Origin of the sequence: Rhodohalobacter sp. SW132, from assembly GCF_003390325.1 — a bacterium.
In the GTDB taxonomy this organism is placed as follows: domain Bacteria; phylum Bacteroidota; class Rhodothermia; order Balneolales; family Balneolaceae; genus SW132.
The window spans coordinates 190,596-216,382 of sequence record NZ_QUOK01000005.1 but is presented as its reverse complement, the minus strand read 5'-3'; the positions used below and the strand labels follow the sequence as shown (position 1 = coordinate 216,382).

Annotated in this window: 18 protein-coding genes and 1 pseudogene; 1 reads left to right on the top strand and 18 read right to left on the bottom strand. The window is 44.9% G+C overall.

What is annotated here, in order from left to right:
• Positions 1-22: 22 nt before the first annotated feature.
• The 4 genes from cimA to ilvB all read right to left on the bottom strand — a co-directional run bounded on the left by cimA (position 23) and on the right by ilvB (position 5,419).
• A complete protein-coding gene (cimA, locus tag DYD21_RS11545; RefSeq protein WP_116036790.1) occupies positions 23-1,636 on the bottom strand; it encodes a citramalate synthase in 1,614 nt (537 codons plus the stop codon).
• Between the two features lie 199 nt (positions 1,637-1,835).
• Positions 1,836-2,873, bottom strand: coding sequence for a ketol-acid reductoisomerase (gene ilvC / locus DYD21_RS11540; protein ID WP_116036787.1), 1,038 nt, complete (start codon positions 2,871-2,873; stop codon positions 1,836-1,838).
• A 252-nt stretch (positions 2,874-3,125) separates the two neighbouring features.
• Positions 3,126-3,647, bottom strand: coding sequence for an acetolactate synthase small subunit (gene ilvN, locus DYD21_RS11530; protein ID WP_116036782.1), 522 nt, complete (start codon positions 3,645-3,647; stop codon positions 3,126-3,128).
• The gene (gene ilvB, locus DYD21_RS11525; protein ID WP_116037132.1) at positions 3,644-5,419 is read right to left on the bottom strand and encodes a biosynthetic-type acetolactate synthase large subunit; all 1,776 of its coding nucleotides are present in this window, start codon (positions 5,417-5,419) and stop codon (positions 3,644-3,646) included. Before ilvB ends, ilvN begins: the two co-directional genes overlap by 4 nt.
• Positions 5,420-5,871: 452 nt before the next feature.
• On the opposite strand from ilvB, the gene ilvD reads away from it, so the two are divergent.
• Positions 5,872-7,551, top strand: coding sequence for a dihydroxy-acid dehydratase (gene ilvD / locus DYD21_RS11520; RefSeq protein ID WP_116036780.1), 1,680 nt, complete (start codon positions 5,872-5,874; stop codon positions 7,549-7,551).
• 474 nt (positions 7,552-8,025) lie between these two features.
• Here the strand turns inward: ilvD and DYD21_RS11515 are convergent, their stop codons facing one another.
• The 14 genes and pseudogenes from DYD21_RS11515 to DYD21_RS11460 all read right to left on the bottom strand — a co-directional run bounded on the left by DYD21_RS11515 (position 8,026) and on the right by DYD21_RS11460 (position 25,768).
• Positions 8,026-12,681, bottom strand: coding sequence for a cache domain-containing protein (locus tag DYD21_RS11515; RefSeq protein WP_116036777.1), 4,656 nt, complete (start codon positions 12,679-12,681; stop codon positions 8,026-8,028).
• Between the two features lie 53 nt (positions 12,682-12,734).
• Positions 12,735-13,811 (bottom strand): DUF2235 domain-containing protein, encoded by a 1,077-nt coding sequence (locus DYD21_RS11510; RefSeq protein ID WP_116036774.1) that lies wholly within the window; start codon positions 13,809-13,811, stop codon positions 12,735-12,737.
• Between the two features lie 491 nt (positions 13,812-14,302).
• Positions 14,303-15,187 (bottom strand): annotated as a pseudogene (locus DYD21_RS21320) (glycoside hydrolase family 5 protein).
• Positions 15,181-15,396, bottom strand: a complete 216-nt coding sequence (locus tag DYD21_RS21205) for a hypothetical protein (RefSeq protein ID WP_199535518.1) — start codon at positions 15,394-15,396, stop codon at positions 15,181-15,183. The pseudogene DYD21_RS21320 and the gene DYD21_RS21205 overlap by 7 nt, the downstream one beginning before the upstream one ends.
• A 145-nt stretch (positions 15,397-15,541) precedes the next feature.
• A complete protein-coding gene (locus tag DYD21_RS11500) occupies positions 15,542-15,976 on the bottom strand; it encodes a hypothetical protein (protein ID WP_116036771.1) in 435 nt (144 codons plus the stop codon).
• Positions 15,977-16,808: 832 nt separating this feature from the next.
• Positions 16,809-16,979 carry a hypothetical protein gene (locus tag DYD21_RS21065; protein WP_158551596.1) on the bottom strand — a complete coding sequence of 57 codons (171 nt, stop codon included), beginning with the start codon at positions 16,977-16,979 and terminating at the stop codon, positions 16,809-16,811.
• A 645-nt stretch (positions 16,980-17,624) separates the two neighbouring features.
• The gene (locus DYD21_RS11495; protein ID WP_147303567.1) at positions 17,625-18,218 is read right to left on the bottom strand and encodes a DUF3267 domain-containing protein; all 594 of its coding nucleotides are present in this window, start codon (positions 18,216-18,218) and stop codon (positions 17,625-17,627) included.
• A gap of 43 nt (positions 18,219-18,261) precedes the next feature.
• Positions 18,262-18,498: a Blp family class II bacteriocin gene (locus DYD21_RS11490; RefSeq protein ID WP_116036766.1), complete on the bottom strand. Its 237-nt coding sequence runs from the start codon at positions 18,496-18,498 to the stop codon at positions 18,262-18,264.
• 7 nt (positions 18,499-18,505) lie between these two features.
• Positions 18,506-18,694, bottom strand: coding sequence for a hypothetical protein (locus DYD21_RS11485; protein WP_147303566.1), 189 nt, complete (start codon positions 18,692-18,694; stop codon positions 18,506-18,508).
• Between the two features lie 141 nt (positions 18,695-18,835).
• A complete protein-coding gene (locus DYD21_RS11480) occupies positions 18,836-19,081 on the bottom strand; it encodes a hypothetical protein (protein ID WP_147303565.1) in 246 nt (81 codons plus the stop codon).
• A 17-nt stretch (positions 19,082-19,098) separates the two neighbouring features.
• Entirely contained in the window at positions 19,099-21,291 is a 2,193-nt protein-coding gene (locus DYD21_RS11475) for a peptidase domain-containing ABC transporter (RefSeq protein ID WP_116036758.1), read from the bottom strand.
• On the bottom strand, positions 21,288-22,496 hold the full coding sequence (locus DYD21_RS11470) for an HlyD family secretion protein (RefSeq protein ID WP_116036756.1): 1,209 nt from the start codon (positions 22,494-22,496) through the stop codon (positions 21,288-21,290). The genes DYD21_RS11475 and DYD21_RS11470 overlap by 4 nt, the downstream gene beginning before the upstream one ends.
• 214 nt (positions 22,497-22,710) lie before the next feature.
• Positions 22,711-23,460, bottom strand: a complete 750-nt coding sequence (locus tag DYD21_RS11465) for an alpha/beta hydrolase (protein ID WP_199535517.1) — start codon at positions 23,458-23,460, stop codon at positions 22,711-22,713.
• A gap of 229 nt (positions 23,461-23,689) precedes the next feature.
• Entirely contained in the window at positions 23,690-25,768 is a 2,079-nt protein-coding gene (locus DYD21_RS11460; RefSeq protein ID WP_116036753.1) for a thioredoxin domain-containing protein, read from the bottom strand.
• Positions 25,769-25,787 lie beyond the last annotated feature (19 nt).

Sequence of the window (25,787 nt, the reverse complement as noted above, 5' to 3'; positions counted from 1 at the left end):
CAGAAAAATTATGGAGTGCGGTTTAATGGACCTGTACTTCATCGCGAACCTCCTTCTCCTTTGAATTTTGATTTTTATGATGCATCAAATAGTAGTTCATGCTGTCGGCGAGTGCCTGCCAGCTTGCGTCCACAATATTTTTGGATACTCCGACGGTGCCCCACGATTCCCGGTTCTTCCCGGAATCGATCAATACCCTGACACGGGCACCGGTGCCGTCTTTTTCGTTTAATACCCTCACTTTGTAATCTTTCAGCACGATTTCGGCAATATCCGGGTAAAATTTGCAAAGAGCTTTCCTCAATGCTTTATCGAGCGCGTGAACAGGGCCGTTCCCCTCGGCGGCACTGTGTTCAAGCTGTCCGTTAACATTTACCCGGATAGTTGCCTCAGATCGTGAATTTCCTGAAGAGTCCCGGTCCATAATTACCCTGAATCCTTCAAGGTCAAAGAGGTCGGTAAACGGTTCGCTCATCTTCTTCACCAGAAGTTCGAACGACGCTTCTGCTGCCTCAAACTGAAATCCTTCATTCTCCAGCTCTTTCAGCCGTTCGACAATTTGCGGCACATTATTGGTCTCCCGGTCGATCTCGATCCCGAGTTCATCCGATTTGTAGAGCACATTGCTTTTTCCTGAAAGATCAGATACCAGAACGCGGCGTTTATTACCGACTGCTTCCGGTTTGATGTGTTCATAGGTCGCCTCATTTTTCATGATGGCACTCACATGAACGCCCCCTTTATGGGCAAAAGCACTTCGTCCGGTGTAGGGCATTTTATAATCAGGAGCCACATTGGCCACCTCACTGACAAAACCCGAGATGGAAGAAAGTTTTTCCAGGCTGCTCTCCGGTACACAGCTATAGTTCTGTTTGATCTGAAGGTTGGGAATCACCGAGCAGAGATTGGCATTACCGCACCGTTCTCCGTATCCGTTGATGGTTCCCTGCACATGTTCACACCCGGCAGCTACGGCTGCAAGACTGTTTGCAACGGCAAGTTCACTGTCGTTATGTGCGTGTATACCAAGTTTACCCTTCACCTGTTTTCGTACAGCAGAGATAATCTCCGATACCTCGTGAGTCATGGTTCCGCCATTTGTATCACACAAAACCAGAACATCCGCACCGGCAGCTTCAGCTTCTTTCAGGGTTTTTACGGCATACTCCGGATCGTCTTTGTACCCGTCGAAAAAATGTTCCGCATCGTACACTACCTCTTTTCCGTTTTTCTTCAGGTAGGCAACGGAATCTTTAATGATGGCAAGGTTATCTTCGGCTGAAATCTTCAATGCCTGTGTTACATGAAGAAGCCACGATTTACCAAAAATGGAAACCACATCCGTCTCAGCCTCCAGTAAAAACTGAATATTTTTATCCTCTTCCGGTTTCGATCCTGCCCGGCAGGTGCTCCCAAAGGCTACAATTTTAGCGTTATTAAACGTTTTATTTTTAACAAGCTGAAAAAACTCGAGATCTTTAGGGTTTGAACCCGGCCATCCGCCCTCAATAAAACTCACGCCGAACTGATCAAGCCGTTCTGCGATGCGGACCTTATCAGCAGCAGAAAGGCACACCTTCTCTCCCTGAGTGCCGTCCCGCAACGTTGTATCGAATATCTGGATGGTTTTGGACATGAGTAATGGTTGTTGTGGTATTCAAATTTGGTTTTATAAATCCCCTCTTAAGAGGGGAAAAGTGAGTGTTAAAGGCGAAGCCTGTTAACACGATCGAGGGGTGTGTTTCCCTTTGAAGTTTTAAAACCTTAACAGGACACATCCCTGATCAATCGCTGGACGCTCTTGATCTGTCCCCTCTCAAGAGGGGATGATCTTATCACTCAGCGGGCTCCGCTTCTTTTTTCGATTTCGATTTTTTTCCGTCATCAATCCAGTTCATCATTGAGCGCAGCTCTTTTCCTACTTTTTCGATTTGATGGGCGCCAAGGCCTGATCGCATCTCAGTCAGTTTTGGAAGACCATCGCTGTTCTCCTTCATCCACTCTTTGGCGAATTCGCCTTTCTGGACTTCTTCAAGAATTTTCTTCATTCGTTTTTTGGTATCAGCATCAATCACACGGTCACCGCGGCTCAATCCGCCGTATTCTGCCGTATCACTTACTGAGTAGTACATCCGTTCAATTCCACCCTCATACATCAGGTCCACAATCAGTTTCAGCTCATGGAGGCATTCGAAATAGGCAATTTCCGGCTGATATCCTGCTTCAACAAGCGTTTCAAATCCGGCCTTTACCAGTTCTGATGCGCCGCCGCACAATACGGCCTGCTCACCAAAGAGATCGGTTTCGGTCTCTTCCTTAAATGTGGTCTCCAGTACACCAGCACGCGTTCCGCCGATCGCTTTGGCATAAGCAAGAGCTGTCTCTTTGGTTTTGCCGCTGTGATCCTGGTAAATAGCATAAAGGCACGGCACACCCGATTCCTGTGTAAACACGCGCCGTACAAGATGGCCCGGGCCTTTTGGAGCGACCATAAACACATCAACATTTTTTGGTGGTACAATCCCGTCGAAGTGGATGTTAAATCCGTGAGCAAAAGCCAGCGCGTTGCCCTCTTCAAGGTTCGGCTCGATATCCGATTTAAAAACATCCGCCTGGAACTGATCAGGAATCAATACCATAATGATATCCCCTTTTTTAGCTGCATCGGCTGTTTCAGTAACTTCCAATCCTGCATCCTTTGCTTCCTGCCAGGATGAGCTGCTTTTGCGCAGCCCAACAACAACATCCACTCCGCTATCTTTAAGATTTAGTGCATGAGCATGACCCTGGCTGCCATAACCGATTACGGCTACAGTCTTACCATTCAATTCATCGAGGTTAGCATCGGTGTTGTAAAAAACTTTAGCTTTCATTGAGTTTGTTTGGTTGAGTTGGTTTGTTATTAAATTTTGTTGCTAAAAAGTCCCCCTTGGAAGGGGGATGAGCAGACGCGTCCAGCGGATGCTCTGGGGGATGTTCTTTGAGGGGATACCTTTGTGTTAAGTTTATAATTTGTATCAAAGTCCTGTGAACACCCCTCCCTCCGCAAGCGGAGGATTCCCCTCCCCGGGGAAAAACGCCCGGGACGCAAGCGCAGGGGAGAGTTTTAAAATCAATCATCCTCATCACGCACTCCCTTTAAATTCTCGTTTGGTTGCAACGGTGCCGGTTCGGGCTACCGAGGAGATACCGTGCGGACGAAGCACTTCAATCAGAGCATCGATCTTATCGCGGATCCCGGTTACTTCAAGGGAGATCCGGGTTGGGCTCAGGTCAATCACCTTGGCTTTAAAAGCCTGGGCAACCAGCATGATCTCCGTGCGGTTTTCGGAGGTGCTCGCCACTTTGATAAGCGCAAGTTCCCGTTCAATAAATTTCTTATTTGTGAGGTTGGTCACTTTCAGCACATCTACCACATTGTGGAGAAGTTTGGTGATCTGCTCCACAACCTCTTCACTTCCCGTGGTTGTAAGCGTAATTCGAGCCATGCCGGGATCGGCTTCCGAAGCAAATGTGATGCTGTCGATCTCAAATCCCTTTCCGCTGAAAATTCCGATGATCCTCGAAAACGTGTTCAAATTGTGCTTTACTAAAACAGAAAGCGTGTTTTTTGTACCTGATGCAGATATGATTGAATTCGTGCTCATCGCTGGGCTTCCTCGTCTGATTCAACCATTTCATTGAGAGCAGCACCGGATGGAACCATCGGGTAGCAATTTTCTGTCTCTACCACGCGGAAATCCATCAATACAGGTCCGTCATCAATTTTCATCGCTTTTTCGAGTACGTCGCGCATTTCGGCGGGGGTGGTTGCACGCATCCCGACAGCACCGTAGGCTTCAGCCATTTTCAAAAAGTCGGGATTGTTGTGGCCGAACACGGAGTAGCTGGTTCGGTTTTTGTAGAAGAGCTGCTGCCACTGGCGAACCATGCCGAGGCAGTTGTTATTCATCAGGGCGATCTTAACAGGGATTTTGTACTCCACAGCGGTCATTAATTCATAAGATGACATCTGGAACCCGCCGTCGCCCGTGATACAGACTACGTCACGATCCGGACAAGCAATGGTGGCGCCGATGGCCGCCGGAAATCCGTATCCCATCGTTCCGAGTCCGCCAGAAGAGATCCAGGAGCGGGGATGGTTATATTTATAATGTTGTGCCGCCCACATCTGGTGCTGTCCCACATCGGTCACCACAATGGCGTTACCGTTTGTGATTTCCGAGATCATTTGAACCATATGCTGCGGGTAGATCTTATCCTCGGCTTTTGGCACCTTAAGCGGATGATCTTTTTGCCAGGTGTGAATCTGATCCCACCATTCATCAATTTGAGGAGCTTTTATCATCTTGTCGAGCACCGGAAGAACATGTTTTACATCACCCACTATCGGAACTTCAGTAGGCACATTTTTTCCAATACTGGACGGATCGATATCAATATGAATCTTTCTTGAATTTTGTGAAAAACCATCCAATCGGCCCGTTACGCGGTCATCAAACCGGGCGCCTACACAGAGAAGAACATCGCAGTCGGTCATCGCCATGTTGGCGTACCAGGTTCCGTGCATGCCCAGCATTCCGAGAGATTGCGGCTTGGTTTCCGGGAAACCGCCAAGTCCCATAAGTGTGGTGGTGACCGGAATGTTGTGCCGTTCTGCCATCTCTGTGAGTTCTTCCCATGCCTCACCGAGAATGACGCCTCCTCCTGCATAAATCAAAGGCTTTTTCGCTTCACTGAGCATTTTTGCGGCCTTTGCTATCTGGGAGTGATGTCCATGTGTGTTCGGCTTATAACTTGGTATCTGAACCTGCTTGGTGCCTGTAAACGTACCCTGAGTGTTGAGCATATCCTTCGGGAGATCCACAAGAACCGGACCGGGCCTGCCGCTGGTGGCAATATGAAACGCTTCACGCAAACTGTGTTCCAGCTCATTTACGTCCCGCACCAGGTAGCTGTGCTTGGTGATGGGGCGGGTAATCCCTACAATATCCGCCTCCTGAAACGCATCATTCCCAATCACGCCGGTTGGAACCTGTCCGGTAAGAACCACAAGCGGAATGGAGTCCATCGCTGCAGTTGCAATTCCGGTTACGGTATTCGTACCGCCGGGGCCCGATGTAGCCAGTACCACACCCGGTTTGCCCGTTGCGCGGGAATAGCCGTCAGCGGCGTGCGTTCCCGCCTGTTCGTGACGAATCAGGTAGTGATTAATATCGTGGCAGTCAAAAAGCTGATCATAAATCGGGAGCACCGCGCCTCCGGGGTAGCCGAAGATGGTGTCTACACCGAGATCGGTGAGCGTTTTGATGAGGATTTCAGCACCGTTAAACGTTGCGCCGTCCGGTTTGCCGGAAGGCACGGATTCGAGAAACGAGGCTTTGGTTGAATCTTGTGAGTTTTGTTTGGCAGGTTTCATTGGCATAGGGATATACGTTTCCTGCCGGAGGTCAAAATTTAAGATGTGTTGAGGAATCTAAATTCTAATCTCCGGCTGTAAGTTTAGCTCAGAATTAGAATTAGAATATTAATAATTAGAATAGATAGAATAGACAGACCCAAAATTAGGTTGTTATCTAATGAATCAATGGATACAACAGGTAAGGCGTTAAGGCTACCCAAAAAAACTTCTCCAGCTCCGCCTGTGCGGATGTTTTGAAGCGTTGTATGTGTGTTTGTGGTAGACAAAGTGTATCAATGATTAAATTCTACTAACAGTATATGCGTATAGGATTTTGGTGTCAAGAAAAATATTCATTTATTATTGCGACAGTTCATATTAATGTATAGGCAGCATTTAAAAGCGCTTTCATTAAAAATTCATAAAAGTCATAAGGCTAATAAAAACAATACTAAAGAAGGAAGAATTGCATGTCGGTAAAATTAAACAAATTTAGTGCCCGGTTAACCGAATCGAAGTCTCAGGTCGGCTCCAAAGCGATGTTATACGCCACCGGTTTGAGCGAGGATGACCTGAAAAAGCCCCAGGTCGGGGTGGCATCCACAGGCTGGGACGGTAATCCCTGCAATATGCATTTGAACGATTTGGCAGCCGTGGCAAAAAAGAGTGTATGGGAAAATGAACTTGTTGGTTTCATGTTTCACTCTATCGGTGTGAGCGACGGAATTTCGATGGGAACGCAGGGGATGAAGTTTTCCCTCCCTTCCCGGGATATCATCGCAGACTCCATCGAAACGGTGATGAATGCCCAGTGGTATGATGCCAACATCTCCGTGGTGGGTTGTGATAAAAATATGCCGGGTGCGATTATGGCGATGGGCCGCGTGAACCGTCCTTCCATAATGATCTACGGCGGAACGATCCGTCCGGGCAATCTCAATGGCGAAAAGCTCGATATTGTCTCGGCATTTGAATCGTACGGAAAATATCTGTCGGAAGAGTTTACCGAAGAGCAGATGAACAAAGTTCTGAAACACGCCTGTCCCGGCGCGGGAGCTTGCGGCGGAATGTACACCGCCAATACGATGGCATCAGCTATTGAAACACTGGGGATGAGTCTGCCTTTCAGTTCCTCCATTCCGGCAACTCACAAAGAGAAGATTAAAGAGTGTGAACGGGCCGGCGCGGCGATCCGGCTGCTGCTTGAAGAGGATATCAAACCGAGAGATATCATCACGCGGACTTCCCTGGAGAATGCGGTAACGATGATTATCGCGCTTGGCGGTTCTACAAACGCCGTGATGCACATGCTGGCCATGGCACACGCGGCCGATGTGCCATTTTCAATTGATGACTTCCAGGAAGTGAGTAATCGCACCCCGTTTATTGCCGATCTGAAACCGAGCGGTAAATATGTGATGGAGGATCTCTATAACGCGGGAGGCGTTCCTGCAGTGCAAAAACTTCTGCTGAAAGAAGGCTTGCTCGATGGTAGCTGCATGACCGTTACCGGCAAGACGCTGGAAGAGAATGTTGCCGAATTGCCCGGACTGCTGGAGGAGCAGAAAGTAATTCACCCGGTATCGGAGCCGATCAAGAAAACCGGGCACCTGCAGATTCTTTACGGAAACCTGGCAGAAAAAGGATCCGTGGCAAAAATTACCGGGAAAGAGGGGACGAAATTTTCCGGTACGGCCAAAGTGTATAACTCGGAAGAGGAGAGCCTGGTTGGAATTCAGAACGGCGAAGTTGAGGAAGGGGATGTGGTGATTATCCGCTATGAGGGTCCGAAAGGCGGACCGGGGATGCGCGAAATGCTATCCATCACCGCGGCAATTATGGGAGCGGGGCTTGGCAACGAAGTGGCGCTGATTACCGATGGACGGTTCTCGGGCGGAACGCACGGATTTGTAATCGGCCACGTAACCCCTGAAGCGCAGACGGGCGGACTGATCGGCCTCGTTGAAAACGGCGATACCATCACCATCGATGCGGACGACCAGACTATTAACGTAGACCTGACCGACGAAGTGATCGAAAAACGCCGCAAAAACTGGCAAGCCCCAACACCCGCCTTCACAACTGGCGTGCTGCGGAAATATGCAAAAACCGTTTCAACCGCGAGCGAGGGTTGTGTGACGGATTTGTAGCAGGAAGGGAAAAGTGAAAGGTGAGAAGGGGAAAAAGTTCTGTAAAATATAGATTATACCATATTTCCTTTCACAAAACAGAAGGCAATGTGTAGCAACATTTATAGCCAGATTATTCCAGCAATTCGTCCCCGAACACTTGGAACAAAGGGAACAGTATTTTCTTGAGTTAGCACGTGAGTGATCATTATAAGATTTCTATGGTCTTAATAACAGGAGAACGCAATTCCATTTTATTGAATGAACAGGTTAACATTTCGGCAATGTCGGCCAGGGGAGGTAGGAACTTGGATTATAATAAGCGCCGAGTGGGGAATTGGACTATATAGATACCATTAGAACAACAACGCCTTCAACATCGGGTACAGGTAGTCAACGAAGACGCTTAGCAGCACGAGGAAAAAGACGACAACCAAGATCGGTTTGAACTTTTTTGATGTTCAACAAATGAAAACGAGCATGTCTTCATTTCTGTTATTTTTCCAGGTTTTTAAGTTCCGTTTTGCCGGTGACGCTGCCAATCTTTGAGAGGAGATTAATTATGGCTCCGACGCCTACACCGATGGTGCCAAGGAAGGCGATAGTATTACCCATAAATTCCCGCTGTGACCAAAACAGGAATAATGCTATAATGAGCAGTGCAATCACAAGCGGGGCGCGAATCATCTCCCATTTGCTGGGAATACCGGCCCGTTCCCAGCTGTGTAGCTGATCTTCAGAAACAGTATTCTTTACAAAATCGGAAAAGCTAGAATTATCCAGTCTTAATTCAGGACTTTTTCTTATCAGTCCACGGGCAAACAGACGTGAGATCGCTTGATGAGATTTAGGGTTGATTACCGCACCTCTTGAAAGCTGTGCGGCTACTAGTCGTTCTCCATCGGAAAGAATAGCCCAGCGGGCTCTATAGTATGCTTCGCCCCCTTCTCTCACAAGGTCGATGATCTCTTGTTTGGTTAGAGAATGCCAGTCGGGCCTGTACGTCAATTGCTCGCCGATTTCCTGCAGCCGCTGATGATGTCCGCACTCTTGAATCAGCATTTGTCTGACTCTATGGATCGTTTTTTTATCATGGATAACTTCCCGCCTGGCTTCCATTTCCCATTTGGCTAAAAGCTTGATCGAATCCTTTTTAAAATACTTTGTGGATAATAAGCCTGGTTTTGCAGGATTTTGTTTAGTCAGCTTCTCGGAACTCGTTTTTTTCTTTGCTATCGCTTGCTTAATAGTCTCAGTTTCTTGACGTATTATTTCCTGCCGGTTTTTAAATTGGTCGGCCATACCTTGTTGTTCCCGGGTTAAGGTAATCGCCGGGTTGGCCAGAGTTTGAAGCTCTTCACTTAACCACTTGCTTCTGGATGCCAGCTTAGCCAGTAATTTATTCAATTTCGCCGTTTTTTCTTCAGAAGAATCCTCCTTAAGAGTTTTATTCAAATCAATAATTAACTTATCCATGTCATCCGCAATTTTTTGAATGATACGAAGCCGCAGCTGAGTTTTAAACGGCTCTTCAGATACTAAATCCGAGAGTAAAATCTTAGAAAAGCGGCCAAGTACCCGATCCCATCGATGTTTCAGCGTCTCTTTTTTCTCCTCTGCCATGTTAGCCGTCAGAAGGCATTCATCCGGGTTCCGACTGGTTATCAATAGTACGGGTAGGGAGTGATTATCCGTCATATTTTTCTCAAGAAGTTCAAGCAGGAAGAGGTTTCGCTCATTTTCGTCTATCCTGTGATCAAAATAATCAAGGCACAAAACCTTTGTTTCATCAGGGAGCGGTTTGTTCAGGAGTTTCCTGATATCGCCTGGCTTGTCAACATCCCTATTCAAATCGATGAAGTGAATCTCAGGGCTGCGTTTACGAAGCGGTTCCCGGGAAATTGACCGTGTGCCAACAAGGATTGTTGATCTCCATGTTTCGCCGGGTTTGGGTATCACATTTTCAAGCGTAAGCGGCTTTGAATGTTCGAGGTGGACAAAAAATACCCAGCGGCTGACGCGATAAACAATCAGGCATAACAATCCTAATACAGTTAACAGGATGGCGATTCGCAAAGGATTCAACCAGCTCCTGGCAATTGGGAGCTCAGAGGTGAGGAGCTCCGGGGTTACGCCCGATAGCTGCAGCAAATGGTCGTGATGATCAGAGGCCCAGCTCCGATCGGCCTGCTGAGAAGAAAGCTGACGCATCCTGATGGAGGCATCGGTCAGGAATGGGATATGATTTCCAAGTAAACCGTGCATGTGATCATGAAGATCTGTTTCAGGATCATTATCGTGATTTGGTATGGTCAATAGCGGCTGTAAATTAGTTCTAAATATGAGGTTCTCGTAAGCCAAATCGTAATTGTGGACAGAAAAAGCCGGAAAATGGGCCATTAGCTCCCACCAGTTATCTATTTCCCAGGTGGACTTCATCAGTGCTCCTACCCGGTCATACCTGTTTTGAAGTGATTCCGATAGTTCAAGCTGATGATATTTTACAAGGTGCTCGCTATGATCATGAAAGGTGAACCGGTAGGTTAGGTAACCGGGTAGTAGCCCCAGAACCAAAAGGCCCGATACCATGGCAGCCGTGTAGACCCCACGCGGCGACAAATTCGACCATCGCTTGATGGGTTCCTGAAGCTTTTTCCGACTCAGCCAAAGGTAGATAATCATCAGTGAAATGGCGATCGCCAGGATTTCATTTAGTGTCGTTTCCAAACCATTCTGGAATGTAAGCCAACCTATCAGCAGAATAGAAGATGCAAACAGCGCCCATCCCAGAATGCTTTTATAGTCGTTGGAATCAGACGAGGTGCCTTGTGATAAAATCATTAGCCCAAGGCCAAGGTAGAGAACCGGGATCACCAGTATGGCAGGGTGGATGTGGAGGTGCTCCTCAGTGAGGGCCTGGATCATGAAAAGAAGTATAAATGGGAGGGAGTATATAGTAAAGATTGTGTACTTTTCCAGATGATCCAGATCGGGCCACAGCCAGTCCATACGTGATGACGGCAGCCGTTCCCGGATAAAGATCAGGAACAGGATCAAAAGTACCCATAATCCAAAAAGAGCACCTCCTTCAAACCAGGCCTCAAACCGGACGGTATCAATCAGGGACAGGTCTTTAAATAAAATCAGGTAAAGTGGGCGTCCGTTCAGTGGCCGTATAACAATCAGCTTGTTTTGTCCCTCGTAGTGCAGCTCAAGTTCACTACAAGAACGTGCAGCAAGAACAGATCTCAGAAGGTCTTCGTTACTGGTTTCCTCGGCAAAGTTCTCGTCCAGAATGCGTTCCGGACGGATATGAAACTGCGTTAGGGCATTAGCATCAACAATGGCAAATCCAACTCCTGTTGGAAGAACCGGTTTAGAGAGAGAGGCAAGTTCTGTGGTAATGGCTGCAATACCGCTATTTACTTCATTTGTACTGTCCGCGTATTCCCAGGGAATCGAGATTGCCGCAAGATTTTCACCGGTTGTCCAGGAGCGGATTGATTCAACATAATATGGATGATTACCGGTTTTCATGCCCGTCGTTTTCTCACAGGGGGTCGAATTCGGATTCGTATGAAATCTTTGATCCCAGCCGCGACCTTGATGTATGGCACGGAAGTATTCCCGCTGTGCTACCGAAATACGAGGCGTGTTGTTGGCACGGGGTGTCCATTTAGCAATTTGTTGACCGGCGGAATCGGCCCAGAACACCATGTGGTAAAAAGGATAGGTGCCGGATGAGTCGAAGCGCATATTATTTTTCATGCTAATAGAATCGAACTCAGTGCTGTATAAGCGAATAGTATCGAACTCAGTCCTGTATAAGCGAACAGAATCGAACTCAGTGCTGTCCAAGCGAAGAGAATCAAACTCATTGCTGTCCATGCGAATAGAATCAAACTTAGTGCTGTATAAGCGAACGAAATCGAACTCAGTGCTGTCCAGGCGAATAGAATCGAACTCAGTGCTGTCCAGACGAATAGAATCTATAAGAATGATAGTAGAGTCGCTGAGTTGTTCATTCAAACTTTTGGTTTTCTTTTCGAGCTCTTCTATTGCTGCCTGCAGCTCCTGGTCGATGTTTAGAGCCAACTGGTTAGCCGTTTTTTCCAACTGGGTATGTACATTCTTTTTAAATGGCGAAAAGTGAACCACATCGGCCAGCCACAATCCGGCCAGGCCAGAACCGAAAATCAGCGCAATAACCAGGTAAAAAAGATTTCCCACTCTGAGACGTTCTTTTGGTCCCATGGTGAAAATTCTTACGAACGGGACAATCAGAAATCCAGCTATGAGAAGGAAACCAAGGAACATTGCCATATTTGGATCCAGGGCCAAGCTTTGCTGACGGTATTCCGATTGAGGAACTAATCCGCCAAGTATCCATTTTGTATATTCGGAGTCTAAAACAGTGGAATCCTGCATTTCGCTAAGATGAACGCGAATTGGCAGCAGGTAAAAACGGTACTCCTGACCTGCAATGGATGTCTGTAGAATATCGCTTTTCCCGATTCCGCCTGTTCCCAGGCCTTGTTTGAATTGCAGCGTATCCAGGGCGGCAAGTTCATGGATACGAACACCCGTGCGTTCCGTTTCCCAAATGAAAATGGCCCCTTTCTCGTTGGCCAGAAAAATAGTCTCCATATATTCAGATGACAATGTTGGCCGGAGTGATTCAAAACTGTATGCAGCACGAAGGGTATGAACGGTATCTACAGTATCTGAATTGACCTCAATTTTATGTTGTTTACTGAGTGTATGCCAAAGCTCTAAGGAGTTTGCCGTAAGATCAGTTTTGAAAGCTGTTCTGCCGGCGGTAAGCTGGTCGAATTTTTCCTTTTGCGAAGCCATCGTTGTATCAATACTCAGATGTGGGATCAGGTCCGCACTGGCTAGTAGATCTTTTATAAACTTATTTTTTTTGGATGTGTCTTCTGTAAGGCTTGTAAGATTTTTCATCAAACGGCCAATATTATTTACACGCCCTTCCACTCCCTGCCCGATGCGGGACAATTCACGCAAATTTCGGTTATCCAAACTCTCCGCATTGGAAATCGTGCGGAGGTAAATAGTTCCACCAATCAGCAGTACCAGGATAATCATCACGCTGGCGGTTTTAGTGATTCTGCTGCTGATGGATCGCTTCATAACGCGTTTAGTTTTGGTGGAAAGTGGACTTCACCAGTCATTAATCAGGCAGTTTATGCTCTTTCATCTGATGTACGATTCAGGTATTTAGCCAGTTCGGGCGGACAATCTTCGGAGTCTTTATCCCATCGGTCAAGTGCACTTTTGTGAACCTTCTGAGTGGGATCCGGAACTTGTTCAATTATTCCCTCTTCCCGAATGATCTTTTCAGATATCCCGATCACCCGGTTATGGGGCTTCAAAACCCGGTAAATTCCTTTTCTTGATTCGATGATTTCTCCCTTGCAGTTAGGGTTAAGAGGGTGGCGATTTTCGACAGAGTGATCAAACACCAGGCCTGCCTCTTGTGCCTTTTGGACCATCCATTCAAGGGAGAAGTCGGTCAGCGAATAATCGGTATAACCGCCGCCAACATTACTATGTACTCCCGGAAACCACATCTGCTCCACAGATTGCCCCTCTTTAGGTTTAAATTGCCACAATGTGGGTTTAAAAGGAGATCTTTGTTCGTTTATCGCAAGAGCATGAAAGGCATTTTTCACAGAACCACTGAGTTCTGTGTCATGAAACTGGTGTTTGCGTTTGGTGAGATTCCGAAGACCCGACAGCGGGATGCCGAGGGAGCCAACCGTATCCCATACGCCGATAAAATGGATTGGTGTTTCCTGATCACCGTTTACAGAATATTTATGCCGGAACATTGTGGGAATTTCGGCATTCGGGCTATCATCGGACCTGTACATGTATGTGGCGTTCATGTATCGCTCAACTTCTTCCCGCTTCAGAATACCGCACTTACGGATCATTCCCGCGATACTGCGTGCTGTAAATGCTCCGCGGCTGAATCCAAAAAGAAATAGCTGGTCATCCGGCTCGTAATTGGCTACAAGAAATCGATAGATATCGAAAATGTTGTCATCTACTCCTCTGCCGAAGGCGCCTCCTGTGAACCGGTCGAGAGAGTTACCCGTGCCAACTCCCTGGCTGTAGTACACTATCTGTTGAATATCGTCTTTCCGTTTTGCAATCCTGTAGGCAATACGGACGACATTGGTTGGGCATGGAATTCCGTTTGACGATTGATCGGCACTATTCCAGGTCCCGTCGCAACATAATATTATTCGTTTCATCGTATTCTCTCCCTCTTTATTGTGGGTTGCAGGTTCTCTGTAATTTTAAGAGGACTTTATTACAAAAGAATACCTTACGAGTCGACTTGAGTATAACTGGTCAAAATCTCTGTTTTGCAAAGCCTTCTTACAGCCCTCACTGAGATTATAATATATATTTTACTAAAATACATTATAACAGGAATCTATTCTTTTATGACGGAATGTGTTTTTTAATATTTTCAGATTTAACTTGTTTATAACCTTTGCAATTACCCTGTACCTAATGATATACATTGCATGGTGATAAAATAGGTTCATAGCTGGATAATGTTTTGGGCCAAATAGGGGGAGAGATCCGTAGTGTCCGTTTAATTGTCAAAGATTCCCAATTGGTTATGGGATTGGGTGTTTAATTCCGTGAGTGAACCAACGGATAACAGCTCGATATGCATAACACGGCTCACTACTATAACGATGAGATCTTGTCGGCAGGCAGGCGGATTTATTTGTCAATATTTCTGAATTGAATCCAGCTCCGGGCTCCCGGGTATCAGTGCCCTGAGCAGGTAGTCTCGCCATTGTTGGGCATTACGGTCATACACGCCAAAACCTGCCCCGAATTCCCAGTAGGCCCAGCTGAAATCCCTGAGTTCTGCCGCTTCACGGATATAGGCGGTCCATAGTTCTTTCGAATCATCATCGGCTGTTAAATACGCACCAAACTCACCCAAATGGACAGGCCGTTCATGCTCGTTTGCCCATTCCAAAACATTGTCAAAATCTTCGTCAACTTCACTTTTCTCTTCATGGGTTCCGGACCATTCAGTACCAATCCATTCATGGGCTTCCGGGCCTGTCTATTCCGCATCCTGGTGTGTAAACTGGAAAGGATTATAATAATGAACGGTAGTAATCATCTGACGGTCATCTTCAGGCATTTCCAGGTATTGCAATCCATCAAAGCCACCCCAGTTGGCGGTTCCCGCTACTATAACCCGGTGTGTGTTGGTGTGCCGGATGACTTCGATGACCTCATAGAGGTACATATTCCAAAGGTCGGGGGTCAGATTTTCGTGAGGCTCATTCAGTACTTCAAACACAACTTCTTCGGGATACTCCTTATAGTGTGAGGCTATCTGCTTCCAAAGTCCTGATAACCTGTTTCGATGAGCACGGGGGGTTTCCATCAACTCATTATAATGATGAATATTAATCATCACAGCCAGACCGCGATCAAGTGACCAGCCGATGACCTCATCCACACGTTCAAATTTTTTTTTATTAATTTTATACGGCTCGCTTGGTGCAGCATAAGCATTCCACCGGATGGGTATGCGGACAGATTCAAAACCGGCATCTTTAATACATTGAATAAACTCCTCCTCAATCACCATTCCCCTTCTTCAGGAGCCTCCAGTGCGTTGCCCAAATTGATTCCTTTTCCCAACACTTTGTTCATTTCAAAAGCGTCCATAAAATGTTTCTGGTCCGGGACGTCTTCTACTTTAGTTTCTGTCTCAGAATCAACAGAATTTGAAGAACAGGTAATGGCAGCGGCCATTATTATACAGCTGGTCAACAGCAAAAGTTTGGAAAATTTCATAACGGAATATTCTAAAAAAAATGGTTAATGCCGTTTATTTCAATATTATACAGTTTTTGATTAATTGAAATTTAGATTTTACTGGTAAATATTTAGGTAGAGACTTTTCCCCGAAGAGAAAAAAAGAAATTTGACAGGCTAAACATCATCTGACGTGGGAAATCTCGGTCAGATATTGTGTGTAGAGTGAAGTTGCCTGTTTAAGTTCAATCTGTTCCATATCGAGCATGATTTCCAGTCCCTCCAGTTTTGCATCGCAGCCGCGGACCTGTGAGATTTTGGATGTCAGATCGGTGGATTTCAGCAATCCATTGCTGATAACTGCTGACATGGAAAGAAGGGTAGCGAGCAGACAGATAACCTGCCAAACCGGGACTCCGAAAGAAAAAAGTCCGCTGGCAGTATCAATAAAACCACTTCCGCCAAAACCGGGTCCGGCCGTTAAAGCCGCAGCCAGAGTTCCGGCCACGATTGAGATCATGATGTAGCGGGATTGCTTTGGCTCATTCTGATTAAGATAATCAGCAACCTCGCGGCGTTTTGTTTTAATCCTTTTTAAAAGTGTATCTGTATCCTTCATGGTTACCCCCTCTCCTTAATTTTCTTAAAATATGCATCACGTTGAATAGCGATACGCTATTCAACCTATTCGAAATGTGTTTCAGCGTATATCTGAAAAATGGTAACAATAAATAATGAAGTGGTCAACAATTGCATTATTAAGTGTTTACGAGTGATGAGTAGAAATCGATAAAGCTCTAACTGTTAAGTGATTGTGCTACGAATTCCACTCACCATTATTTTTTCACTTTCGGGATGATTGTTGCACAGGAAACAGGTAAGGGGCTAACCGGATGGAGTAACTATTCCATGGTTAAAAAAAAGGATGTGAAAAACTGGAACTAAGAGAGGCTCAATTGTAGTAAATCCACTCAACCCGGGCAGAACTATCGGGTGGAACAATCAGATTCTAAGCTATTGCTTTTTCGGATCACGAAGAAAGAGGGGGTAAGCTGTTTATTTTGTGATTTATTAGGAGGCATTCTCAGTATTAATTGCCTCAGTTACTAGGAACTCAAGTTAAAATAAACTGCTTGATCACAGGCCAATTCCTGGTCACGAGGGTAAATATGAAAATTGTAATCGTGAGTATGACTAAATCCCTGAGATCTGTTTTTTTGGCATTTTTCATGATAATTCTATTTAAGAACTTTGTTATGAAGTAAATTACTTTAAAACTTAAACGCCATTTTTATAATATTTATCGTATAGAAAAAATACGATTAAAAGCACGAAGTAAATAGCAGTGCTTTCAATAATTTTATATGTAAAATCATCCCTTGTAATTAAATAATAAATAGAATATATAATGTATATAGTAGTAACAATAAAGTATTTTGATTTTATTATTTTCATACATTGAGATAATCGATTGTATGTTTTAATGTGCAATCGCTTATAAAATAATGAACGGATATATTACAGGTCTTCACAGCTCCCTCCACACCCAGCTGATCGCCAATAAATGCCAGTTCGGCCGAAGATGTGTTGGGTGTAGAGCTAAGCTCAAATATAAAATTCACAGCACCAAGAGTTTATCATTTATGTTCACCTGATGAGTGAAGATAAGAATTACGATAACTGCATGATAATTAATAGGCTTACAATCCTTACATTAAAATAACTCACGAATCTAATCACAAGTAAAGCGGTAATACCATAAAGTATGCCGTCGATAAAATAGTTATAGTAAAAAAAAGATTAGCTGTATATCTCTTGTACTTATTTAGTGAGTTCTCAGGGTCATTTTTGTCAACTGATTTTTGTAAAATAACTCCAATAGCTAATGAAGTAAAAATAATTATAATGTAAATATTTATGTATTGATAATCTGGTGGGTAAAGCATGGTTTATTAGTGTAATTAAGTTAATAGAAAAACTATTCTTCATAGTGCTTTGTAATACCCTAAGTAGCAGTCGTCCCATAATCTAATGTGAGAGATTAAAACTTTTTGTCAGCGAAAAGATGGGTATCAAAAAAGGCTTTAGGTGATTTTTTTGGAGAAATTCTCAGTATTTATTGCCTCAGTTACAAGAAACTCAGACTATAAATAAACTGCTTGATCGCTGGCCAATTCCTGACCACAATTGTAAATATGAAAATTGTAATCGCAAGTATGGCAATCTCCCTAAAATCTGGTTTTTCGGCATTTTTTAAGATTTTTGGTCTAAAGAACCTCAAAACCAATCCTATCAGAAAGGTCTTTTAACTTCTGGTCAGATGGTAATCCTTTTGTTCTTGCAATTAAGAGAAGGTCTCCGCTTGCGCTAATTGTAAATAATGCTCCAAAAGCCGTTAGACTAAGGCTTCCCATGTACAAACCAAGTGTGACCGGGGTAATTCCTAAAATTATCAGGGGCATGACTGCTCCAATTCTGAAACCCAGAACACTAATCGGTTCTAAGATGTGGACATAAGGTATTCCATGTTCGTTGTTAAAACCGAATTTAACTCCATGGAATTTTGACGGTAAATAAAGAGAGAAAAACACTGCATGTATAGCTTCATGAATCAAAATGCCTAATATCGAAACCGCAACAAATGCTGTGCCAACCAATACCATCCTAAACAGGAATGAAAAGAATGAAGCATCAAGTAATTGACTTAAAATTGTTATTTCTTCTCTTAAATCACTTCCATGAATTAATAGATATGGCAGAAAGACAATAAAAATCAAAATTAGTAGAATTCGGATGCTCATTTTTGGTATTTCGTCGATATCTATATCAACTGTAGAATTTGTCTTTGCTATTTTTTCCATAATCAAGTATCCCGGTGCAACGCTGTCGCTGCACCGGTTAAATTTAATCAGTTAATAAATATTCAACTCCTTTATATAAGAGGTATGTGCCTGCGACGCCAACAATTATTGCAGCGCCTGTTCCGCCAACTAATAGTGCAGCAGCTTTCCACCCAAAAAGAGGTGCAACTGGTTTTGCTCCACCATTTATGGATTTTAACTCATTATCATCTAAAAGTGAAAGATTGTTATTAGGATTATTCGCTTTTATATTATTGGGTAGTTTTATTGCAGTATTCATGATTATTTTATTTAGAGTTATCGTCACTATTATTATTAATTACTGCTAAAGTAATACCAGATGAAGCTGCTGTAACAGCCCCAAAATACCCAGCTACAGCTTTTGCAGAATATGTTACACCAAATATTACTACTGGCACAAAACCTCCATTAGTTCTCTTGAGATTTTCATGATTTAGATATTTTATATTTCTCATAATCATTACTATTTAATTAATGTTTATATAATATCAACCAAAAGTTGATTTCTATGAAAAAAATATAATTTCCCACTGCACCTATAAATACAGTGAGTATAAATTTTTGAATTTTCTTCCGCCGGATACTTTTTTTAGCTCCTAATTTACCATTTCAGATTTAAAACCAATGGTGACCCGGCCGGGTATTTCATAAACGTAACTGCGTTGCCTCCTGTCGTATCGTATAGGGCAGTTGAGTTCAGATCTCAATTCATCTAAAAAGATATAGAGCCAGCGTTCTGAAATATTCAGCTTTTCCGCCAGCTCTTTAGGTGTGCCGGTAGATTTGCGGCGTATTAGCGTGTCCATTCGTTCTATTCTGTTGATGTAGTTATATAGCGCCATAGGTCTGTATTCTGAGATTAGATATTGAGGATTTTGCCTTTCAAATCACCATTTAGGAATGGGAATTGGTTTTTCCACAGCTTCAGATAAAGTGTGCCTTGATTGATAAGCTCCTGGTGACTTCCCTCTTCAATAAGCTCCCCGTTTTCAAGTACACAGATCTTATCCGCCATAAAAACCGTGCTTAATCGGTGGGCAATCAGGATGACGGTTTTGTTCTCTTCACGCAGGTAGTTAATCGTCTGTTGAACGTACTGCTCAGAGGCCGAATCAAGTGATGAAGTTGCTTCATCAAGAATAAGGATTTCGGGATCTTTGTAGAGCGCTCTCGCAATGGCTATACGCTGTTTCTGGCCACCGGAAAGAGAGGCTCCATTTTCACCAAGGTAGGTTTCAAACCCGTTGGGTAACTCTTCAATAAAGGTGAGGATTCCAAGTCTTTTACAGATGGTAATGATCTTTTCCATATCCGGTTCAAACCTGCCTACGGCAATATTATCAATCACATTTCCTGCAAAAAGATCAATTTTTTGCGGAACGACTGAGATGATATCTCTAAGGCTCTGTGTATCGATATGAGCTATATTCAGATCTCCGATGACGATCTGACCGGAATCGATCGGGTACATTTTTTGGAGGATGTTAACCAGTGTGGTTTTTCCGGATCCGCTTTCACCCACAAATGCAGTCACTTTTCCTTTAGGAATCACCAGGTTCAATCCTGTAAAAACATCAACTCTTGAGCCATATCTGAAGTGAATATCCCGGAAAGTAATATCCCCGATGAAATCCTTTTTTAACTCAACTTTTTGACCCTGCTCTTCTTTCTCAAGATCCATAATCTCAAACAGACGGTCGGCAGCTATCATCGCATCCTGAATGACTTTGTTCATGCCAACTAAATCACTCACCGGACCGGTAAAATAACCGATGACGGCGTAGAAGGAGAGAAGTTCACCCGGGGTGATGTCTCCCTCAAGAACAAAGATTGCACCGACCCATAACAGAATGATTGTAAAAACCCTCGATGAAAACTGGGATGCGTTACCCGAAAAAACCGAATTTAATCCTGATCTGTAGACGGTCTTCAGCAACCGTACAAATCGGGTTTCAGTTTTCATGTTGGCAAAATTCTCAAGGCCGAACTGCTTAATGGTGCGTACTGAATTGAGGGATTCAACCAGCTGAGATTCAAGGTCAGCAGCATTTTCCATCAACTCTCTCTGAGTTTTCTTGTTTAGCTGATTGGTAATAAAATAGATCAGCGTATAAACCGGTATGATCGCCAGCATCACGAGCCCGAGTTTCCAGTAGTAGGTAAACATCAACCCGAATGAAAAAAGCACAATAAAGATACTGACGATGATATTTATCGCTACATCATTTATGAAGGTTCTGATTTTTACGGCATCATTTATCCGGGAGATAATCTCTCCAACCCGCATCGTATCAAAAAAGCGCTGGGGCAATTTAAGAAGATGTTTGTAGTATCCCAGTATGAGCCGCGCATCGATCAATTGACCGGTTTTGAGAGTGAAAACGGTTTTTGCCACTCCAATAAATATTTGCAGCAAAACCAATGCAATCATTCCTACACCCAGGAGGTTCAGCAGATTGCGATTGCCGTCTAAAAGGACATGATCCACGATGAGTTGAACGTAGATGGCGGTAGAGAGTCCGATGAGGGTAAACACCGCCGCACCGACAGTTGCCTGGAGCAGAACAGTTCGGTGAGGCTTGAGTAGGAACCAAAGCCTGCTTAAAATGGAATGCTTTTCATTCCTGGCTACAAAGGATTCATCCGGCATGATTAAAACCAGGACACCGGTCCACTGTTTCCTGAACTCATCGTAAGGCACTCTGTGGAGCTTTCCGTCCATCGGATCCATCACTTCAATAAATTTGTCGGTGGCATTATAGATAACCACAAAGTGATGAAGAACCTCTTTTACAACCACATGGGCTATGGTTGGTGTGGGTATCTCAAACAAACTCTCAAACTCACCTTTCACCCCTTTTGCAGAAAAGCCAAGAGCCTCAGCGGCTTCAATCATTCCAAGAATGTTGGTTCCTTTTTTGTCGGTTGAGGCGTACTGACGAATTTTTGAAATGGGCATCTCAAGACCAAAGTGAGCTGCAACGGAGGCAAGGCATGCGGCTCCGCAATCGGTGATATCGTGCTGTTTTACACCTATTTTTCTCTTGTTCATGATGACTGATTTATATGAGTTAGCCGGGAATTATTATCCTGTGTAGCAGACCAGGACGGATTGAGCCAATCGTCCATATTATCATATAACAGCTGAAACAGGCTTCTTCGATTGATTACAAACCGGGCCTGGAAGGTCATTCCTTTTTTTATTTCACCCTTAAAACCATTTGACAATTCAAGATAGGTTTGGTCGATCGAACAGCGAACTTTGAACATCGGGGTATTTTCGCTTACGAGTATATCCGTTGAAATGCTTTCAATCTTTCCGGTAGCCGTGCCCCATTGATTGTGGTCATAAGCATCAATTTGAAATCGTACGGGTAATCCTGGTCTGAGAAGACCGATTTCATTTGGCAGGACGTAAACTTCGGCTATCAAAGTTGTATCAGGCGATATCTCTCCGATCGCCTGGTTCACAAATACAAAACTGTTCTCTAACAAACCGTTTGTATTTTGAAGGGTGCCGGTCACGGGCGAGTGTATGACATACCGGCGTTTTTCATTGGAAAGCTGATTGAATGTAGCTTCAATCTCATCACGCTCTTTCTGAAACGTGTCTTTCTCCCGGTTCCATCTGTTGAACTGTTGCTCTGTGAGCAGCTTCAATTTGTTCTCTTCAAATTGAAGCTGATGCTGCCGTTCCTCAAGAGAGAGCAGGCTGATGGCATCCCGATTGTACAAATTAGTCTCACGTTCAAGCAGCCTTTTTTGCTGGTCTATAAGCTGCTGCTGATTTTCAAGTTGCTGACGGAATTCCAAGGTTTCTTGTTTAAACCGCACGGTTTTCAAGTCATCTATTGGTACAGATTGGATCGAGACGGATTTCGTTAGCGTATTTAAATCTTGAATAAAATTAGATAGCTGCTCAAAACGCGATCTGTTAAAACGCAGTTGCTGCTGGATGTCCGCATCATCGAGCTTGAGGAGAATATCTCCCTTTTGCACGCGGCTGTTTTCTTTTGCTTGAAGGGATGTGATCTGGGCCGACACCGGGGAGGCGATCTGAATAACTTCCGTAACCGGCCGGACCATCCCCTGGCTTCGAACACCAACATCCGTGTAGATAAATGGCAGGAGAGCAAACATCCCGATAAGCGAAAGTACAATCGTGGAGTAGATGACCCTGGAGCGTACCGAATGGATTGAAAAATTGTGTTCTTGTGAATTTTCAATAATCTCTTTTGGAAACAGTTCTTTGTTCATCGTATCTCCCAAAATTTGTAGTTTTATTTTCTCTTGTGCGCCAATCTCTTGAATACCAACACTCTTTACATATGATCAGGATTTGATAAATTCCTTACACTTTTCCTGAAAATTTTAATAATGGGGGAGAGAAAAGGGAAAAGTGAGAAGTGAAAGTGCTTAGTTAAGTTACTGTATTATTATGGGATAGAGAGGGGACAGGGGTGAGTCCGAACTAAACTTTTTTCAAGATCCTCTCAACAACCCCGCCAATCAGCTCCAAATCCTCATCCCTCGAAAGCCGGTGTTCTCCGTCCGGGACAAGAATTAGTTTGCAGTTCTCTTTGCCAATCAGGCGGTATAGTTTTTGTGATTTTTTCCAGGGAACATCCGCATCTTTTTTGCCATGGATGAGGAAAACGGGGATATCCAGGTTGATGGATGGTTTGTGTAAAAGGAGATGATTTTTGCCGCTGTCAAGCAGCTTTTTTGTGATGATAACCGGTTCGTCCCTGTACGCACTGGACTGGGCGATGAATCCCTGTTTGTCCATTAATTGCCGCTGCTCTTCCGTCATGCGGTGGTGCCAGATATCTTCAGTGAAATCGGGGGAGGAGGCGATGCCCACCAATCCGCGGATTTTATCCGGACGCTTCAGTGCTGCCAGCAGGGCGATCCAGCCGCCCATCGAAGAGCCGACCGCAACCACTGGCGCTTCTGCAAGTTCATCCAGTACGAGGAGGGTATCATTCAGCCAGTCGGTAAAGGTGCCATCTTCGAACTTCCCATCTGACTGGCCATGGCCCCGGTAATCAAACCGGACGTACGCCTGACCGCGCTCCCGGCACATCGCCTCAAGATAAGTGGCCTTGGTTCCCTCCATGTTGGAGAAAAAACCGGGCATAAATATCACTGCAGGTGATTTTCCTTCCAGTTTCTTTGCGGCGATGGAGAGTCCGTCAGGAGATTTCAGGGTGGTTTTCAAGATGTCTGGTGGTTTTTAGGAATTCAGGTATATAGATGCGATCGTTTTTTGGGCCACAAACATAAGAGGCCGCATAGTTTTCATGAAGTGTAATCTATTTTTATCAGTTCACTCCATTTACAAACCCGGCGACTTTGCGCCCACGCGGTAAAAAAAGAGTTAGGCAATATCTTTATTAAAGTAACCTATTTAGTCTCTCAGAAAGATGCATTTACGGCTTTCAATCATATCACCCAAAATCATCAAGCAAATTTTGCAGATCCTCTGCAGTGTGAACGGGCTGTTCACAGGCAAAATTCCGGCAGACGTAAATCGCAATCTTTTCATCACCGGGAAATGATTGTAGGAAAGGGGAGAGCTGTTCAGTCTTCTCTGAATTCTGCGGCGTTTTTAAAATCAGGGAGTGTTTCCACCGGTCCGCTTTATGCATCACACCGATCACCCGGTTGAATTCTTCGGAATCACGGCTGCCGGAGATCACAACCTCAACCGGCTGATTCTCTTTTACCAGCTGGGTGGTAAGCGCAGATGTGTAACCTGCCGGATTATCCTCTATCACTTTCGAAAATGCGCTGAAGATCTGTTCTGAAGCTGAATCGTAATCCATGTTTCCGGTAAGCCTGGCGAGGCGAAATGTGTTCAGGGCGGCGATGGAGTTGGAGGAGGGGAGAGCTCCGTCATAAATCTCTTTCTGGCGGCCCAGCAGGGTTTCTCCTGATTCTGAAGTGAAGAAATATCCGCCATACTCGGTATCCAGAAACTGTTCGCTGAATTTGTCCTGAAGCCAGATCGCTTTTTCCAAATAGTGAGGATCATACGTGGTTTGATGAAGCTCTATCAATCCCCAGATGACCGAACAGTAATCATCGGCCATTCCTTCGATCGCTGCATCCCCATCTCGAAATCGGTGGAGAAGCGCCCCGCTTTTACCGGTCATTTTTTCGCTGATAAACTTTTCAATCCCGATGGCGGCTTCTGTGAACTCTGTATCCTCAAAAATTGCTCCGGCCGCAGCCAGAGCGGCCATCAGAAGCCCGTTCCAGTCGGTGAGGATTTTGTCATCCAGCAGCGGGTAGACGCGCGTCTCGCGGGAATCATGCAGCAGGTTCCGGCATTGTTGCATTCTTTTTTCCAGGTCGGCGGGATTCTCTCCGCGTTTTTCAGCGATCGTTTCCAGGGGTTCGTTCAGGTGGGGGATGTTCTTGCCGGTAAACTGACCGGTCGCCTCATCCCTGAAATTACCTTTCTCCCGGATGTTGTAAATTTCACAAAACGTTTCTGCATCGTGATCCATGAGTTGATCCAGTATTTCATCCTTCTCCCATACGTAAAACTTTCCCTCTTCGCCCTCACTGTCGGCATCTTCGGCTGAATAATAACCACCCTCCGGGGATTTCATTTTTCGATTCAGGTAGCGGAAAATATCGTAACAGGTCTCTTTGTAGAGCGGATTTTCGGTGTTGCGCCACGCTTCGGCATAGGTGAGAAGCAGCATCGCCTGATCATAGAGCATCTTCTCAAAATGGGGTAGCAGCCACTCTGCATCGGTTGAATAGCGATGGAAACCGCCTCCGATATGATCCCATATTCCGCCCAGGCGCATCTGTGTCAGCGTTTTTTCCACCATTTCAAGGGCTTCTGTATCATTATGAAAATCGGCATATCGGAGCAGAAAGAGCAAATTGTGGGGAGATGGAAATTTGGGCTGAGATCCAAATCCGCCATGAGCTTCATCAAACCGTCCTTTCAGAAGGTGTACGGCTTTATCTGTGATTCCATCCGACAAATTCCCCTTTGAAGAGCCGAGATCCAGAGATTTCGAGAATCCATTCTTAATTTTAGATACGGAATCCATCACCCGTTCTCTCTTTTCCATCCAGATTTTGCTGATCTGCGGGACGAAGTCAATCATCCCCTGCATTCTTTGGTTGGATTGTTTTGGGATGTAGGTGGCGGCGAAGAAAGGCTCTTTGTCCGGGGTCATGATGATGGTAAGAGGCCATCCGCCCTGGCCGGTCAGCATCTGGCAGACGGTCATGTAGGTATTGTCGATATCGGGACGCTCCTCACGATCCACTTTGATGTTCACAAAGGCGTCGTTCATTAGTTCGGCCACCTGTTCATCTTCGAAACTTTCGTGCTCCATCACGTGGCACCAGTGGCAGGTGGCGTATCCAATCGATAAAAAAACGGGACAGTCGCGCCGTTTTGCTTCTTCAAAGGCTTCATCTCCCCAGGGAAACCAATCCACAGGATTATTGGCGTGCTGAAGAAGGTAGGGGGATTTTTCTTTTGAGAGGCGGTTCATGATCTTCTCGGGTTTGCCC